This is a genomic window from Paenibacillus sp. P36 (assembly GCF_045866505.1).
Taxonomy (GTDB): Bacteria; Bacillota; Bacilli; order Paenibacillales; family NBRC-103111; genus Paenibacillus_E; species Paenibacillus_E chondroitinus.
In genome coordinates this window covers 300,325-314,341 of sequence record NZ_AP038372.1, presented here as the reverse complement: position 1 = coordinate 314,341, position 14,017 = coordinate 300,325, and the positions used below count along the sequence as shown (strand labels likewise).

Below are 14,017 nucleotides of genomic sequence, written 5' to 3'. Positions count from 1 at the left end.
ATAGCCCTTTCCTTCATTGACCACGTTCATTAGACGCCGCCAAGAGAAAAAGGTTGCTAGTCTATTCAAATGTTAACAAGTTTGACACTTATTTACCGTAACTGCCAAAAGCAGCGGTCAATTGCAAAAAAGCCTCCTCGAAAGGAAGCTTTTGAAGGATTATTGGTTTTCCAATTCTTCCTTGCTAACTAACGTGACTAAAGCGTTTACAGCCTGCTCTGCATCCGAACCTTCTGCACTTATGAAGACTTCGGTCCCTGTGCTGATCGCGAGACTCATAATTCCCATGATGCTCTTGGCATTCACTTTCTTCTCATCTTTCTCAACGAAGATCTCAGATGAAAACTTATTCGCCTCTTGAACAAACAATGCCGCAGGTCTGGCATGAAGTCCTGTTCTCAACTTCACAACGACTGGACGTCTGGACATGGAACTAATTCCCCCTAGTGTGGCGCTTATATGAATTACTACTGATAACAGTGCTATTCCTTATGTTATAACATTATACCATTTTTCCCTCAAGTACACTAGAAAAAATGAGAAAAACTTATTTACATCGTGTTCAGTCCCGTAAAAACTAAGAATTCCGCTGTTTTTCAGCCAATTCGTCAATTTTTCGCAGGCGATGATTGACGCCGGATTTACTGACATTGCCCTTAAGCATATCGCCAACTTCCTTGAGATTCAAATCGGGATGCTGAAGTCTGATTTCGGCAACCTCTCTCAATTTCTCTGGCAAACTGTCAAGTCCAACCTCTCTTTGCAAAAGCCGAATGTTCTCGATCTGCCTCACCGCTGCTCCGATCGTCTTGTTCAGATTCGCTGTTTCACAATTGACAATCCGATTCACCGAGTTCCGCATATCCTTCATGATCCGGACATCCTCGAAGCGCAGCAGCGCTTGATGAGCCCCAATGATACTCAGAAATTCAATGATCTTCTCGCCTTCCTTGATGTACAGGACGAACCCTTTCTTACGCTCGATAAAGCGGGCATTCAAGTCGAATTTGTTAGCTAGGTGCGCCAGCGCCTTGCAATGCTCCTCATAGATCGAGGCAATTTCAAGATGATAGGAAGATCCTTCGGGATTATTCACCGAGCCGCCGGCCATGAAAGCTCCGCGGAGATAAGCGCGTTTGCAGCAGTTGCCCTTAATAATCTCTTTGTTGATTCCTGTCGTAAAGATAAATCCTTCAGAAACGATTTTCAGATCACTGAGCAGCTCTTGCACTTGACCAGGTACTCGAACAATATATACATTATTCTTCTTCAAACGCATTTTCTTGCGCACGAGCAGTTCAGTGTGCAGTTTGTACGTCTTTTTGATGAGGGAGTATATACGTCTGGCGATAGCAGCGTTTTCGGTAGAGATATCGAGAACAACGCGTTGGTTCGTTAACTGAACCGATCCATTCATGCGAATTAAAGCAGATAACTCCGCTTTTTCACAACACGCTTCCGCTTCGGTTATTAAGGTCAATTCTTTTTTGGTTGTTGCCGCAAAGGACATGAGACTCACTTCTTCCTTGACATCCAGCTTTCGACAAGCTGATAAATATGGTCACTCAATTTCTCAGCGTCATGTCGAAGGTACGTGCGGAATAGCACGAGACGGTCAGCAATGACCCGATACCCTCTTTTCGTGACTTCATCCAAATCCAAGTGAACCGCTTTTGAACCTTTTTCGGCATATCTCGCCTGAACTTGCGGTGGAATTTCGCCATTGTTTACGATCACATAATCGAACAAATGCCGCTTGAGATGATCATATACCGCATCAAGGTGATCGCTGACGGAGTAGTCATCGGTTTCCCCGGGCTGTGTCATGACATTGCAAATGAACATTTTCACTGCTTTCGATTTGGCGATCTCCTCCGCAATACCCGGAACAAGCAGATTAGGCAGCAAACTCGTGTATAAACTCCCTGGTCCGCAAAGAATCGCATCCGCATCGCGGATTGCAAGAATTGCGTCCGCCAGCGGCGTCACGTTCGCGGGTTCTATGAACACTTGCTTAATGCGCCCTTCCGCTTTGGGAATTTTGGATTCCCCTATGACTAAAGTACCATCTTCCATTATCGCTTTCAACACGATCGCTTGGTTGGAAGCCGGAATAACCCGCCCCCGAACCGCGAATACCCGGTTCATCTCTTGCACGGCCGTTACAAAATCACCGGTAATGTCAGTGAGTGCCGCTAATATTAGATTTCCCAGACTGTGCCCAGCTAAACCTGTTCCCACCTGAAATCGATACTGCAGCATTAAAGACAGCAGCGGCTCGACATCAGCAAGCGAGGTCAATACGTTGCGAATATCGCCCGGTGGGGGCATCTGCATCTCATTGCGGAGAATGCCGGAGCTTCCTCCGTCGTCCGCTACCGTAACGATAGCAGTAATATCAACTGGCTTTTCTTTCAAACCTCTAAGCATTACTGAAAGACCTGTGCCGCCGCCGATTACGACTATTCTGGGAGTGCGCTGTGATTTTTCATATTTCATCCTTCATTCACCCTCTTAATCGTTAGGACGCTTATACCCGGTCCCGCTCGGCATCTCGATGACTCAAACGCACAGCTTCCGTTTCACTGTTCCCCAGAACCTTACCTAGGTATTCGGTAATGGCTACGGAACGATGTTTCCCTCCTGTACAGCCTATTCCCACAACAACCTGGCTTTTGCCTTCTTTCTTGTATTGAGGCATTAAGAAGTTCAGCATATCAAGCAATTTTGTCAGGAACTCTTGCGTCTCGGTCCATTTCATCACGTAGTCGTACACATCGGGGTCTTGACCTGTCTGCGGGCGAAGCTGTTCCACATAATGGGGATTCGGCAAGAAGCGAACATCGAAGATTAAATCAGCATCAATGGGTACACCATACTTAAATCCGAAAGAGATTACATTTATAGATATGCGGTTGGTTTCCAAATTGGTAAACCGGGAAATAATTCTTTCTTTGAGCTGCACTGGTTTCAAAGTACTGGTGTCAATAACCTGTGTAGCCAGACCTTTGAGCTCCTCCAGCAACTTGCGTTCAAGCCCAATGCCTTCGAGTGGTGCACCTTCGGGCGCAAGCGGATGCCGGCGTCGGCTCTCTTTGTAGCGTTGAACAAGTGTCGCATCGGTAGCATCTAAGAAAAGAATTTCATAACTTAGCGTGTAATTCTCATGGATATATCGAAGCGACTCCTGAAGTGCAGTGAAAAATTCACGCCCCCGCAAATCAATCACCAGTGCGACTTTGCCGATTTTCCCCATCGACTGTACGATCAACTCAGCGAATTTCGGAATAAGGACAGGCGGTAAATTATCGACGCAGAAAAATCCGAGATCTTCGAGGCTCTGCACCGCAATTGTCTTTCCAGCACCCGACATTCCTGTAATAATGACCAGTTTCGCTAAAGGGTGGTTCTCTTCCATGAATGACACCTTCCTTTGGAGTGCTTTCGCAGGCCGAAGTCCCTGCCATCAGCCATGCGAACCGTACTTGTCAGTCTAGCATTCTAACGCAAGTTCAAACCGGCAGCGCCTACGACACCAGCGTCATTACCAAGTGTAGCGGCAACAATCTCAACGCCTTCAGCGGCTGCTTCCGGCGTGTATTTCTTGAATGTATCGCGGATTGGTTGGAACAGAATTTCGCCTGCTTTGGATACGCCACCGCCGATGATGAAACGTTTCGGGTTAACAACGACAGCGAGTGCCGCCATAGAGCGTCCAAGATAGTAAGCAGCACGGTTCACGATGCGAAGAGACACTTCGTCTCCGCTTTTTGCAGCGTCGAAGACATGCTTCGCTTCAATTTTTTCATGAAGCGCAAGAGAAGTACGCTCTCCGCGTTCAACCGCTTCTTTGGCCATACGAACGATACCTGTTGCAGAGGATACCGTCTCCAAACAACCCATTTGTCCGCATCCACATTGAATCGCTTCGATATCCGGCACAACCGACATGTGTCCAAGCTCGCCAGCCATACCCGCAGAACCTTGATAGATTTTACCGTTAATAATAATACCGCCGCCAACACCTGTTCCCAACGTATAGCAAACTACATTCGGGATCCCCGCACCTGCTCCAGCCCATGCTTCGCCTAACGCTGCCACGTTGGCATCGTTATCGATTTTCACGGTTTTACCCAGAAGCGTTTCCAACATTTTCTTGGCAGGGACATTATGCCAATTCAAATTTGGAGAGAATTTGACGAATCCTTCCGGAATATCCATGAATCCGGCTAACCCCGCGCCGATACCCGCAACTTGCTCCCACTCATAAGGGGATTCTTCGACAATTTGTCGCACTTGCGCCGCAATTCGACCAATGACTGACTCAGCGCCATTCTCTGCGCCTGTAGGCCCTTCTAACGTTTGCAGCAGCTTCCCCTGCTCGTCGCAGATACCGACTTTAATGTTGGTACCGCCTAAATCTACACCGATATAAATCTGATTTGACATTTGCAAGGTCACCTCATGAATAATCATTAAAATTTTCGGGCATATGCTCCTGTTTAAACTATAAGACAACCCTGTATACAGGTCAAGATTCAACTATTCCCCAATGAAATGAGAAAACGTGGAAAGCATAGCCTTCCACGTTTTCTGTACCCTCTTACAGCGATTGACTCCAATCGTGTACGATATGGCCTTCAAGGAATTTCTCAGCTTCAAGGGCTGCTGCACAGCCACTTCCCGCTGCTGTGATCGCTTGGCGATATTTGGTATCTTGTACGTCGCCGCAAGCGAAAACGCCAGGAATATTCGTTTCCGTCGTGCCTGGCTTCACAATGATGTAGCCAAGCTCATCGGTATCAATTTGTCCGCCTAGGAACTTCGTATTCGGTGTATGACCGATCGCTACGAAAATACCATCTGTTTCGATAATTTCTTCTTCACCAGTGGTATTATTTTTCACTTTCAGACCTGTAACACCCTTCTCGCCGGATACAACTTCAAGTGGTGTATTGTTCAGCGCCCATTTCACTTTCTCGTTACCGCGCGCGCGATCTTGCATGATTTTGGAAGCGCGCAGCTCATCGCGACGATGAACCAGGCGTACCTCGGAAGCAAAGCGAGTCAAGAAGTTCGCCTCTTCCATAGCGGAGTCTCCGCCACCAACGACGATAATCTTTTTGCCGCGGAAAAAGAAGCCGTCACACGTTGCGCAAGTACTTACGCCGCGTCCGATATTTTCTTTCTCATTGCCGATCCCGAGCAATTTAGCGGAAGCGCCGGTGGAAATGATCAATGTTTCTGTTTCAATCTCGCCCAGACCTTCAACTTGCAATTTGAATGGACGATTGGTTAGCTCAACGGAATTGACCCAACCTGTTTTGAATTCAGCGCCAAAGCGTTCCGCTTGTTTGCGCATGTTCTCCATTAATTCAGGACCCATGATGCCTTCAGGGAAACCTGGGAAGTTCTCTACCTCGGTGGTAGTGGTCAATTGCCCGCCTGGCTCCGGACCCTCAATAACAAGTGGGCTAAGGTTAGCACGAGCTAGATAAATGGCTGCTGTTAGACCGGATGGTCCTGTTCCTACGACGACTGATTTGTACATTTGGTTTCCCTCCTAGTTGCTTTCCACCAAGAAAGCTATCTTTAGTATGCATACATCTATGTATGAAAGCCGGGTCTCACGACACGGCAAAAACCCAGCTATCAAATGCTCGTAAATTTGTCGAAAATGGCTTCCATCTTCTCGCGTAGGCCGCAAGTATCATCAATCAGTTTCACGTTCCGGCTGACTGTTGAGACCGTCACGCCATAACGTGCAGAAACCTCTTGATACGAAATTGCGCGGCGATGCATCTTGGCAATCAAGTATTCTAATGCCGCTGCCCAGCCTTCCGATTTCTGAATTTTGGGCACAGACGGATACATCTTCGTCAGAAATTCCACCCACAGGATTTCTAAATCATACTGTTGCACCATATCGTAGCGCTTATGCATGTGGGAAAGCGCTGTTTCCATGACGCTTTGCCATTTGACATCCCAAATAGGCAAGTGCGGCGAGTATGGTGAAGCCTCAACCATGATCTCTTCATTTTCAAGAAAAGCGGGAATGGACTCCCGAATCCCCATGCTGCGAAGCACAAAAATGGCTACTTTCTTCAAATAGTCATCTTCATGGCGATCAAGAATGAAGTCCTGCAGCGCATCTCTCACTTCACCGTCGGCAATCAGACCAAAGGCCTGAATAACCTGCAGCTTCGTTTCGATATCTCCATGACGTAATGCCCAGAAGAAGGAGGAGCGCACAAGTGGATCTTTCTTCAATTGATCAGGAATGCCTTGCGAGGATTTCTCCAACACACGGAACTGCTCTTCAAAGGGCAGATGGTAATGATAGCTCCAAGTTAATGGACCTTCCGCCTTCTCTCTTGTACGCAGTTGATCCAAGTAAAACTTGGAGATCTCAGCGCCGGGATCCAGCTTCTGTGTTTGCTTCCAGTACCGATAGGCTTCATCGAACCGCCCCAGATGACAAGCCGCTACCGCTGCATAGTGGTACAAGCAGGGATCTGCTGCACCGTCACCAGCCTTCAGCAGACGCTTGAACAGATGGTACGCTTTCTCATGTTGAGAAAGAATCCCCATCGTCGTAGCAAGCTTAAAGACATGATCCTGCTGAAACGGATACGTTTTGCATAAGAGCTCCGTTAACTCCGCCAGCTCTTTCTTATTACCGAAATGCTGATGGAAGATGGCCATGTTACACAGGGCATGCAAATTCCCAGCATCAATTTCGAGCACCGCGCGGATGGTTTCCATCGCCTTATCGAATTGGCCCATATAATAATAGGCGAGGGCCAAGTTGTTCCGTGCTGCCGTAAATTCAGGCTGATTCTTCACCAGCTTCTCCAACTGTCTCACGGCCTCGGCGAACTTCCCTTCTTCCAGAAGAGCGCGGGCTTTATCATGCTCGAAGAGCCCTTCTCGACTCTTGATGCTAGTGAGAGGGGCAGGCCGTTCAAGCTCGTAGCTCAGCATTTCCATCATTTCTTCGGATTCGTCCATAAACTGACCCGTAGGGTCCGTTTCCAAATACCGAACTAATGCTTGTTCTGCCTGCTCGAAATTTTCCATATTGGCGTAGTTGTTCGCCATATAAAAGTGACATTCCGTCATCTCGGGATCGATCGTTTCAAGGATATGCTGCAAAATCTGGTTCGACTCGTCGTAATTGCCCATTTCGGAGAGAACTCCCGCGAGGTTGCAGTGATTCACAGGGTTATCCTGCTCATACTCCGCAGCCCGCCGGAAATATTTCAATGCCTTATCATAATGAAACCGATCCAAAGATTGAACCGCTCTCTCGAAAAAGAATGCGGCATCCATATTTATTGAGATTACTTTAGGTTTTGGCGCTTCGGACACACGCTTAATCTTTTCCATAGCAAGACACCTCCGGCAATTTGATTACAACTCAAATTATACCATAGATCGCTTGGAAGCCAAAAACATTATCCGAAGGTAAGATCTGGTCTATACAATTTACCTATACGCCGCCGTATTTAAACAAGGAAGACAAGGAACCGCCATCATTAATAATGCGGATTGCATCGGATAACAATGGAGCTACGGAAAGCACATTAAATTTATCGGAGTGTCCTTCCGGAATCGCGATGGAGTCCGTAATGATCACTTCTTTGATGTTCGGGTGATCCAAGCGCTGCAGAGCTGGACCTGAGAAGACAGGATGCGTTGCACAGATGTAAACGTCGTGCGCGCCTCTTTCTTTCAAGCTTTCTACAACATTAACGATCGTCGTTCCTGTATCGATCAGATCCTCGATAATAATCGGTGTACGGCCGACAACATCACCAATGACGTGAGTAATCACGGACTCATTGTGTTCCGGACGTTTCTTGATCATCATCGCGAAAGGCGCATCCAGGATATTCGCCATTTTCTCAGCCGTTGTTGCACGGCCTGCATCTGGAGATACGATGATCGGGTTATGCAGATTTTTCTTTTTAATGCAATCACTAATAACGTCAAGTGCCGTCAGATGGTCAACTGGAATATTGAAGAAGCCTTGAATCGCCGGTGCATGCAGGTCAATCGTAACAACACGGTGTGCGCCTGCCGCACTGAACAAGTCAGCGACTAATTTAGCAGAAATCGGCTCACGCGGAGCAGCCTTGCGTTCTTGACGAGAGTAACCATAATATGGGATGACAAGGTTGATCGTTTTTGCAGAAGCTCTTTTTGCCGCATCCATCATGACCAAGAGTTCCATCATATGTTCATTAATCGGATGGGAGAAGGTTTGTACCAGGAATACGTCACAGTTACGAATCGTTTCTTCGTAGAGACAGTAGATTTCTCCGCTTTTAAAACGGGATAATTTGATTTGTCCAAGCGGCTGGCCGAGCTCTTTACAAATACGTTCCGCAAGCTTCGGATTCGAAGATCCGGAAAAAATTTTAACATTGTCGCTATGCATGGTTAATGGTTACCTCCGAAGGTTCATTAAATAGATTGTTCACGCCCTACTCATTATACATGAAAGGTGTCGAATTTAAAAAGTCACAAGTTGTCGATTTCGTGCATGAAATGTGGCTATTTCGTTAAATCCAATCATTTTGAGCAGCGATCTTGCTTCATCCAAATATTGGCCTAACCGCTCCGGCTGATGAGCATCCGATCCAAGCGTCACCGGGATTCCCACCTTATGGCAATATTCCAGCATACGGCGGCTAGGAAACATCTCTTTGCAAGGATGACGCAGTCCGGATGCATTCAACTCAATCGCAAGCCCACACTCCTTCACCGTGTCCAGCGCGGCTTTCTCCAACTCCCAAGTATCGCGATCCGGCACATAACCAAATCGCTTGATCATATCGAGATGACCCAGGTAATCATACAGTCCTGTACGGGCTGCTTTCTTCACTGCCTCGTAGTATTGGGTATAAACCTCATAAATATCCTTACCTTCCCAACCTGCGATCTGACGAAAATCAGAAATATCCCACTCGCCCAAAAAATGGACGGAGCCAATCACGTAATCCCATGGATACGCTTTAATAATGGCCTCTATTTCTGACTCATAACCTTCAATATAATCGCCTTCGAGACCGACACGAATATCAATTTGATCCTTGTACTTCTCTTTCAGATGCAGGCACTCCTCGACATAACGAGGCAGTTCCTCCATCGGCATAGCCATCTCTGGCCAATAGGTCTGCGGATCCACATGCAAAAGCGGCATATGATCAGACAGCCCTAATTGCGTGAGCCCGATCTCGATGCCGCGTTTGACGTATTCCTCTAGTTCCCCAGAGGCGTGACCGCAGCGCACATGATGTGTATGATAATCAATCAACATCGTGATATCACTCCAGGTCGTCTTATTTATTTTTTAACATGCCGATTCGCAAGCTCTTTCATAATATCATCCAATGGCAATTTATTATTACGTAAAAGGACCATTAAGTGAAAAATGAGATCGCTAGCTTCATAGCGAAGCTCGTCGTTGTCTTTATTTTTGGCAGCAATAATAACTTCCGCCGTTTCTTCGCCTACTTTTTTGAGGATCTTATCGACACCTTTTTCGAAAAGGTAGGTCGTATAAGCGCCTTCCGGACGCTCAGCATCACGTGAAGCAATAACGGCTTCCAGCTCGCCAAGGATGGCAAATCGATCTCCGGATACCGCAGGCTCCGTTCCTTCTTGTGCCGCCCCTTCGACCGGAATGCTTTCCGTGAAGCAAGTGTAAGTGCCGTTGTGGCAAGCCGGTCCTACTTGCTCTACAAGCACTAGCAGCGTATCCGCATCGCAGTCGTAGCGCAGCGCCTTAACTTTTTGCGTATGACCCGAAGTAGCGCCTTTGTTCCATAACTCCTCACGGGAGCGGCTCCAAAACCAAGTGTCTCCGGTTTGAATCGTACGTTGCAAAGATTCGCTGTTCATATAGGCCAGCATAAGAACTTCTTTGCTGACGGCATCCTGTACAATGGCAGGTACCAGTCCGTGTGCATCATATTTAATCTGTTCCAGTGAAAATGTCATCGAATTTCAACCCCTTTACCTTTCAGGTCAGCTTTGACCCCTTGAATCGATAGCTCTTTATAGTGAAAAATCGTAGCAGCGAGCCCTGCATCAGCTTTTCCTTCGGTGAATACGTCGTAGAAATGTTCCGTTCTGCCCGCTCCCCCGGAAGCAATGACAGGAATGGTGAGCAGCTCGGAAACAGCGCGTGTCAGTTTCAAGTCGAACCCATCCTTCGTACCGTCCGCATCCATGCTCGTCAGCAGGATTTCGCCGGCGCCAAGCTCTTCCATGCGCTTCGCCCACTCCAGCGTCTTAATGCCAGTCGCATTGCGCCCACCGTGTGTGAACACTTCCCACTCGCCCCACTCCGCGTTGAACTTCGCATCAATCGCCACGACGATACACTGGGAGCCGAATTTGCGCGCTCCATCGGACACTAGCTGAGGATTGCGAACCGCCGCCGTGTTGATACCGATTTTATCCGCTCCTGCACGCAGCAGGCGCTTCATATCGTCTACGCTGGAGATGCCTCCTCCAACCGTGAAAGGAATCGTGATTTCCCCCGCCGTTTGCCGGACAACCTCCACCATCGTTGCTCTGCCTTCGACGGAAGCCGAAATGTCGAGGAAAACGAGTTCATCCGCGCCCTCTTTATCATAAATCGCTGCTAGCTCCACGGGATCGCCCGCATCACGTAAATTCACAAAATTTACGCCTTTGACCACCCGGCCATCCTTGACGTCGAGGCAAGGAATAATTCTTTTGGCTAACATGATGGCACCTCCTTCTTAACTTAGCAGAAAGAAAGAAAACCTATCCGCCTACTTGCACATCGCCAGAAAATTTTTCAACAGCTGCATGCCGATATCTCCGCTCTTCTCGGGGTGGAACTGCATGCCGTACACGTTGTCTCTACCCACAATCGCCGTCACCGGCTGATAATAGTCCGTCACTGCCAGTAGATCGCTTTCGCGCTCCGGCTTCGCGTGGTAAGAGTGCACAAAGTACACGTGTCCTTCTTCAATCCCTTGGAAAATCGGACTCGAGCTTTGCTTATAGCTCAGCTTGTTCCAACCCATATGCGGCACCTTATAGTCGCCGCGAAAGCGCACAACCGAACCGGGCAGAAGACCCAGCCCTTCGTGATCCCCATGCTCCTCGCTGGAAGCGAACAGCAGCTGCATGCCGAGGCAAATGCCGAGCAGCGGCTTGCCGGACGCCGCATACTGTTTCACCACGTCGCCCAGACCGGACTCGCGAAGTTGCTCCATCGCATCGCCGAACGCTCCTACTCCTGGCAGAATCGCTCCCTCAGCAGCAAGAATCTGTTCCGCATCGCCTGTAACCACAGCTTCATAACCAAGCCGCTCAACGGCTTTGCTGACGCTATGTAAATTCCCCATGCCATAATCGATAATCGCGATCATTCTACAGCACCCCCTTCGTCGAAGGAACCCCCTGAACGCGAGGATCAATCGTTGTCGCTTCATCAATTGCGCGACCTAGCGCTTTAAACACCGCTTCAATCATGTGGTGGGTGTTGTGCCCGTAATGTACGATGACATGAAGCGTGATGCGGGCTTCCAGCGCCAGCTTCCATAGGAACTCATGAACAAGCTGCGTTTCAAAGCTGCCCACGTTGGCCGTAGGATATTGAGCGCGATACTCAAAATGCGGTCGGTTGCTGATATCAATAACGACCTGCGCGAGCGCCTCATCCATAGGGACAAACACGCTTGCATAACGTTTGATCCCTCTTTTATCACCTAACGCTTCGCGTAACGTTTGACCCAAGCAAATCCCGATATCTTCAACCGTGTGATGATCGTCGATTTCGATATCGCCTTTAGCGTCAACGTTCAGGTCGAAATGTCCATGCTTCGTGAACAAATCCAACATATGATTCAAGAAAGGAACGTCTGTTTGAATTTCCGAAATCCCCGTCCCATCTACTTGGAACGAAAGTTTGATATCCGTTTCATTCGTTTTGCGGGCTACACTCGCCGAGCGGCCCTTCCCATTATCCAGTTCAGCCATTTATTTCAACTTCCCTTCCTTCTTGAGTCGTACTTCCACCGCTCTCGCATGACCTTCCAGCCCTTCATTGCGGGCCAAAGTCATAATCATCTCGCCGTTCGCGACGAGCGCTTCCTTGCTATAGTGAATAACACTTGATTTTTTCAGAAAATCGTCCACATTCAGCGGGGATGAGAACCGGGCTGTGCCGTTCGTCGGCAGCACGTGGTTCGGCCCGGCGAAATAATCGCCGACAGGCTCTGTGCTGTACGCGCCCAAGAAAATAGCACCAGCATTCTCAATGCGCGGCAGCAGGTTAAAAGGCTCCTGCACCAACAACTCGCAATGCTCAGGCGCCAAGCGGTTGACTACGTCAACGCCCTCGTCCAAGCTGTCCACGAGGAGAATCGCTCCTCTGGTCGCTGTAGAAACAGCAGCGATCGCTTTCTTCGGCAGCACATCCAGCTGCCGCCATAGCTCTAGCCGAACCGATTCGGCTAGCTCCTGTGACGGTGTCACCAGAATGGCCGGTGACATCTCATCATGCTCGGCTTGCGCCAGCAAATCCGCCGCCACGTATTCAGGATCGGCGTGCTCATCCGCCAGTACGACGATGTCCGTTGGTCCGGCGATCATGTCGATATCGACGACGCCGAACACGAAGCGCTTCGCCAGCGCGACGTAGATGTTGCCGGGGCCGACGATTTTATCGACCGGCTGGATCGATTCCGTGCCGTAGGCCAACGCGGCTACTGCCTGCGCCCCGCCTGCGCGGTAGATCTCTTTCACACCCGCTTCGGCTGCCGCCACGAGGATATGCGGGTTGATGCCCTCTTCCCCAGCGGTGGCCGGAGGCGTCACCATCGCAATCTCCGGCACCCCCGCCACGATCGCGGGGATGGCATTCATCAGCACGGAGGACGGGTACGCCGCCTTCCCTCCGGGCACATACAAGCCGACCCGCTTCAGCGGTCGGATGATTTGGCCCAGCAGGCTGCCGTCCGGCTGCAGGTCCATCCATGACGTGCGTTTCTGCTTCTCATGAAACGCACGAATATTAGCGGCCGCTTGACGCAGCGCCGCCAAGAACTCGGCGTCGACCTGTGCGTACGCCGCCTGGATCTCTTCGTCGCTGACACGTAGCTCAGCGACTTCGACGCGGTCGAACTCCCGCGCCATGCGCCGCAGCGCGGCGTCGCCGTCCTGCCGCACCTCATCGATGATGCGGCGGACGGTTTCATTTTGCTCCGGTGAACCGTATTCGACCTCGCGTTTCAATTCAAATTCCGAGGCGGGTAGTATCCGCATAGCTATCTCCCTTTCTTTCTAAACCTTCGTCAGCGCAGGAAGCACTGCCTGCAACATATCACACAACCGCTGAATGGATTCGTTCTTCATGCGGTAGCTAACCCGATTCGCAATTAAGCGGCTCGTAATTTGAAAAATCTCCTCTTGCTCCACAAGTCCGTTCTCTTTGAGCGTCTGTCCCGTCTCCACCATGTCCACAATACGGTCAGCAAGACCGATAAGCGGCGCCAGCTCGATAGAGCCGTTCAACTTAATGACCTCTACCTGCTGCCCTTGCTCGCGGAAATATTGTGACGCCACGTTCGGATACTTCGTCGCCACTCTTGGATTGATGACTTGCTTCCAATCCGGCAGCCCGATCACCGACATGCGGCAGCGCGCAATTCCCAGATCCAGCAGCTCGTAAACGTTACGGTTTTCCTCCATTAACACATCCTTGCCGACAACCCCGATATCCGCCACTCCATATTCGACATAAGTCGGAACGTCCACAGGCTTAGCCAAAATGAATTCCATTTTCGCTTCATGTACGGGAATAATTAACCGGCGTCCTTCTTCCAAATCCTCGGGAATCGGCAGCCCCGCTTTATGAAAAAGCTTCGCTGCCTGTTTATAAATACGGCCTTTCGGCATCGCTACTTTAAGTATTTCATCCACCGTTCCAACCTACCTTCCGATCGCTGGAGGAAAAGCGCTTAATCTG

15 protein-coding genes are annotated in these 14,017 nt (G+C 49.4%); all 15 read right to left on the bottom strand.

Features of this window, described 5'->3' with window-relative positions:
* Positions 1 to 159: 159 nt before the first annotated feature.
* Positions 160 to 429 (bottom strand): HPr family phosphocarrier protein, encoded by a 270-nt coding sequence (locus ACKTT9_RS01425; RefSeq protein ID WP_028555561.1) that lies wholly within the window; start codon positions 427 to 429, stop codon positions 160 to 162.
* 148 nt (positions 430 to 577) lie between these two features.
* Positions 578 to 1,510, bottom strand: a complete 933-nt coding sequence (gene whiA / locus ACKTT9_RS01420) for a DNA-binding protein WhiA (protein ID WP_127458361.1) — start codon at positions 1,508 to 1,510, stop codon at positions 578 to 580.
* Positions 1,511 to 1,515: 5 nt separating this feature from the next.
* Positions 1,516 to 2,499, bottom strand: a complete 984-nt coding sequence (gene yvcK / locus ACKTT9_RS01415; RefSeq protein ID WP_127458362.1) for a YvcK family protein — start codon at positions 2,497 to 2,499, stop codon at positions 1,516 to 1,518.
* Positions 2,500 to 2,530: 31 nt separating this feature from the next.
* Positions 2,531 to 3,418, bottom strand: coding sequence for an RNase adapter RapZ (gene rapZ / locus ACKTT9_RS01410; protein ID WP_127458363.1), 888 nt, complete (start codon positions 3,416 to 3,418; stop codon positions 2,531 to 2,533).
* Between the two features lie 83 nt (positions 3,419 to 3,501).
* Positions 3,502 to 4,449 carry an ROK family glucokinase gene (locus tag ACKTT9_RS01405; RefSeq protein ID WP_157323796.1) on the bottom strand — a complete coding sequence of 316 codons (948 nt, stop codon included), beginning with the start codon at positions 4,447 to 4,449 and terminating at the stop codon, positions 3,502 to 3,504.
* 154 nt (positions 4,450 to 4,603) lie between these two features.
* Positions 4,604 to 5,551 (bottom strand): thioredoxin-disulfide reductase, encoded by a 948-nt coding sequence (gene trxB / locus ACKTT9_RS01400; RefSeq protein ID WP_157323739.1) that lies wholly within the window; start codon positions 5,549 to 5,551, stop codon positions 4,604 to 4,606.
* A 101-nt stretch (positions 5,552 to 5,652) separates the two neighbouring features.
* A complete protein-coding gene (locus tag ACKTT9_RS01395) occupies positions 5,653 to 7,389 on the bottom strand; it encodes a tetratricopeptide repeat protein (RefSeq protein WP_407870214.1) in 1,737 nt (578 codons plus the stop codon).
* A 103-nt stretch (positions 7,390 to 7,492) separates the two neighbouring features.
* Complete coding sequence (locus ACKTT9_RS01390; RefSeq protein WP_127458367.1) at positions 7,493 to 8,443, bottom strand: ribose-phosphate pyrophosphokinase; 951 nt, start codon at positions 8,441 to 8,443, stop codon at positions 7,493 to 7,495.
* Positions 8,444 to 8,518: 75 nt separating this feature from the next.
* Positions 8,519 to 9,325: a histidinol-phosphatase HisJ gene (hisJ, locus tag ACKTT9_RS01385; protein WP_127458368.1), complete on the bottom strand. Its 807-nt coding sequence runs from the start codon at positions 9,323 to 9,325 to the stop codon at positions 8,519 to 8,521.
* A 26-nt stretch (positions 9,326 to 9,351) separates the two neighbouring features.
* Complete coding sequence (gene hisIE, locus ACKTT9_RS01380) at positions 9,352 to 10,008, bottom strand: bifunctional phosphoribosyl-AMP cyclohydrolase/phosphoribosyl-ATP diphosphatase HisIE (RefSeq protein ID WP_127458369.1); 657 nt, start codon at positions 10,006 to 10,008, stop codon at positions 9,352 to 9,354.
* Positions 10,005 to 10,763, bottom strand: coding sequence for an imidazole glycerol phosphate synthase subunit HisF (gene hisF / locus ACKTT9_RS01375; protein WP_127458370.1), 759 nt, complete (start codon positions 10,761 to 10,763; stop codon positions 10,005 to 10,007). Before hisF ends, hisIE begins: the two co-directional genes overlap by 4 nt.
* A gap of 48 nt (positions 10,764 to 10,811) precedes the next feature.
* Complete coding sequence (gene hisH / locus ACKTT9_RS01370; protein ID WP_407870213.1) at positions 10,812 to 11,417, bottom strand: imidazole glycerol phosphate synthase subunit HisH; 606 nt, start codon at positions 11,415 to 11,417, stop codon at positions 10,812 to 10,814.
* 1 nt (position 11,418) lies between these two features.
* Positions 11,419 to 12,027, bottom strand: coding sequence for an imidazoleglycerol-phosphate dehydratase HisB (gene hisB, locus ACKTT9_RS01365; RefSeq protein ID WP_407870212.1), 609 nt, complete (start codon positions 12,025 to 12,027; stop codon positions 11,419 to 11,421).
* Positions 12,028 to 13,314 (bottom strand): histidinol dehydrogenase, encoded by a 1,287-nt coding sequence (hisD, locus tag ACKTT9_RS01360; protein ID WP_407870211.1) that lies wholly within the window; start codon positions 13,312 to 13,314, stop codon positions 12,028 to 12,030.
* An 18-nt stretch (positions 13,315 to 13,332) separates the two neighbouring features.
* Positions 13,333 to 13,971, bottom strand: a complete 639-nt coding sequence (hisG, locus tag ACKTT9_RS01355) for an ATP phosphoribosyltransferase (RefSeq protein WP_127458374.1) — start codon at positions 13,969 to 13,971, stop codon at positions 13,333 to 13,335.
* Positions 13,972 to 14,017 lie beyond the last annotated feature (46 nt).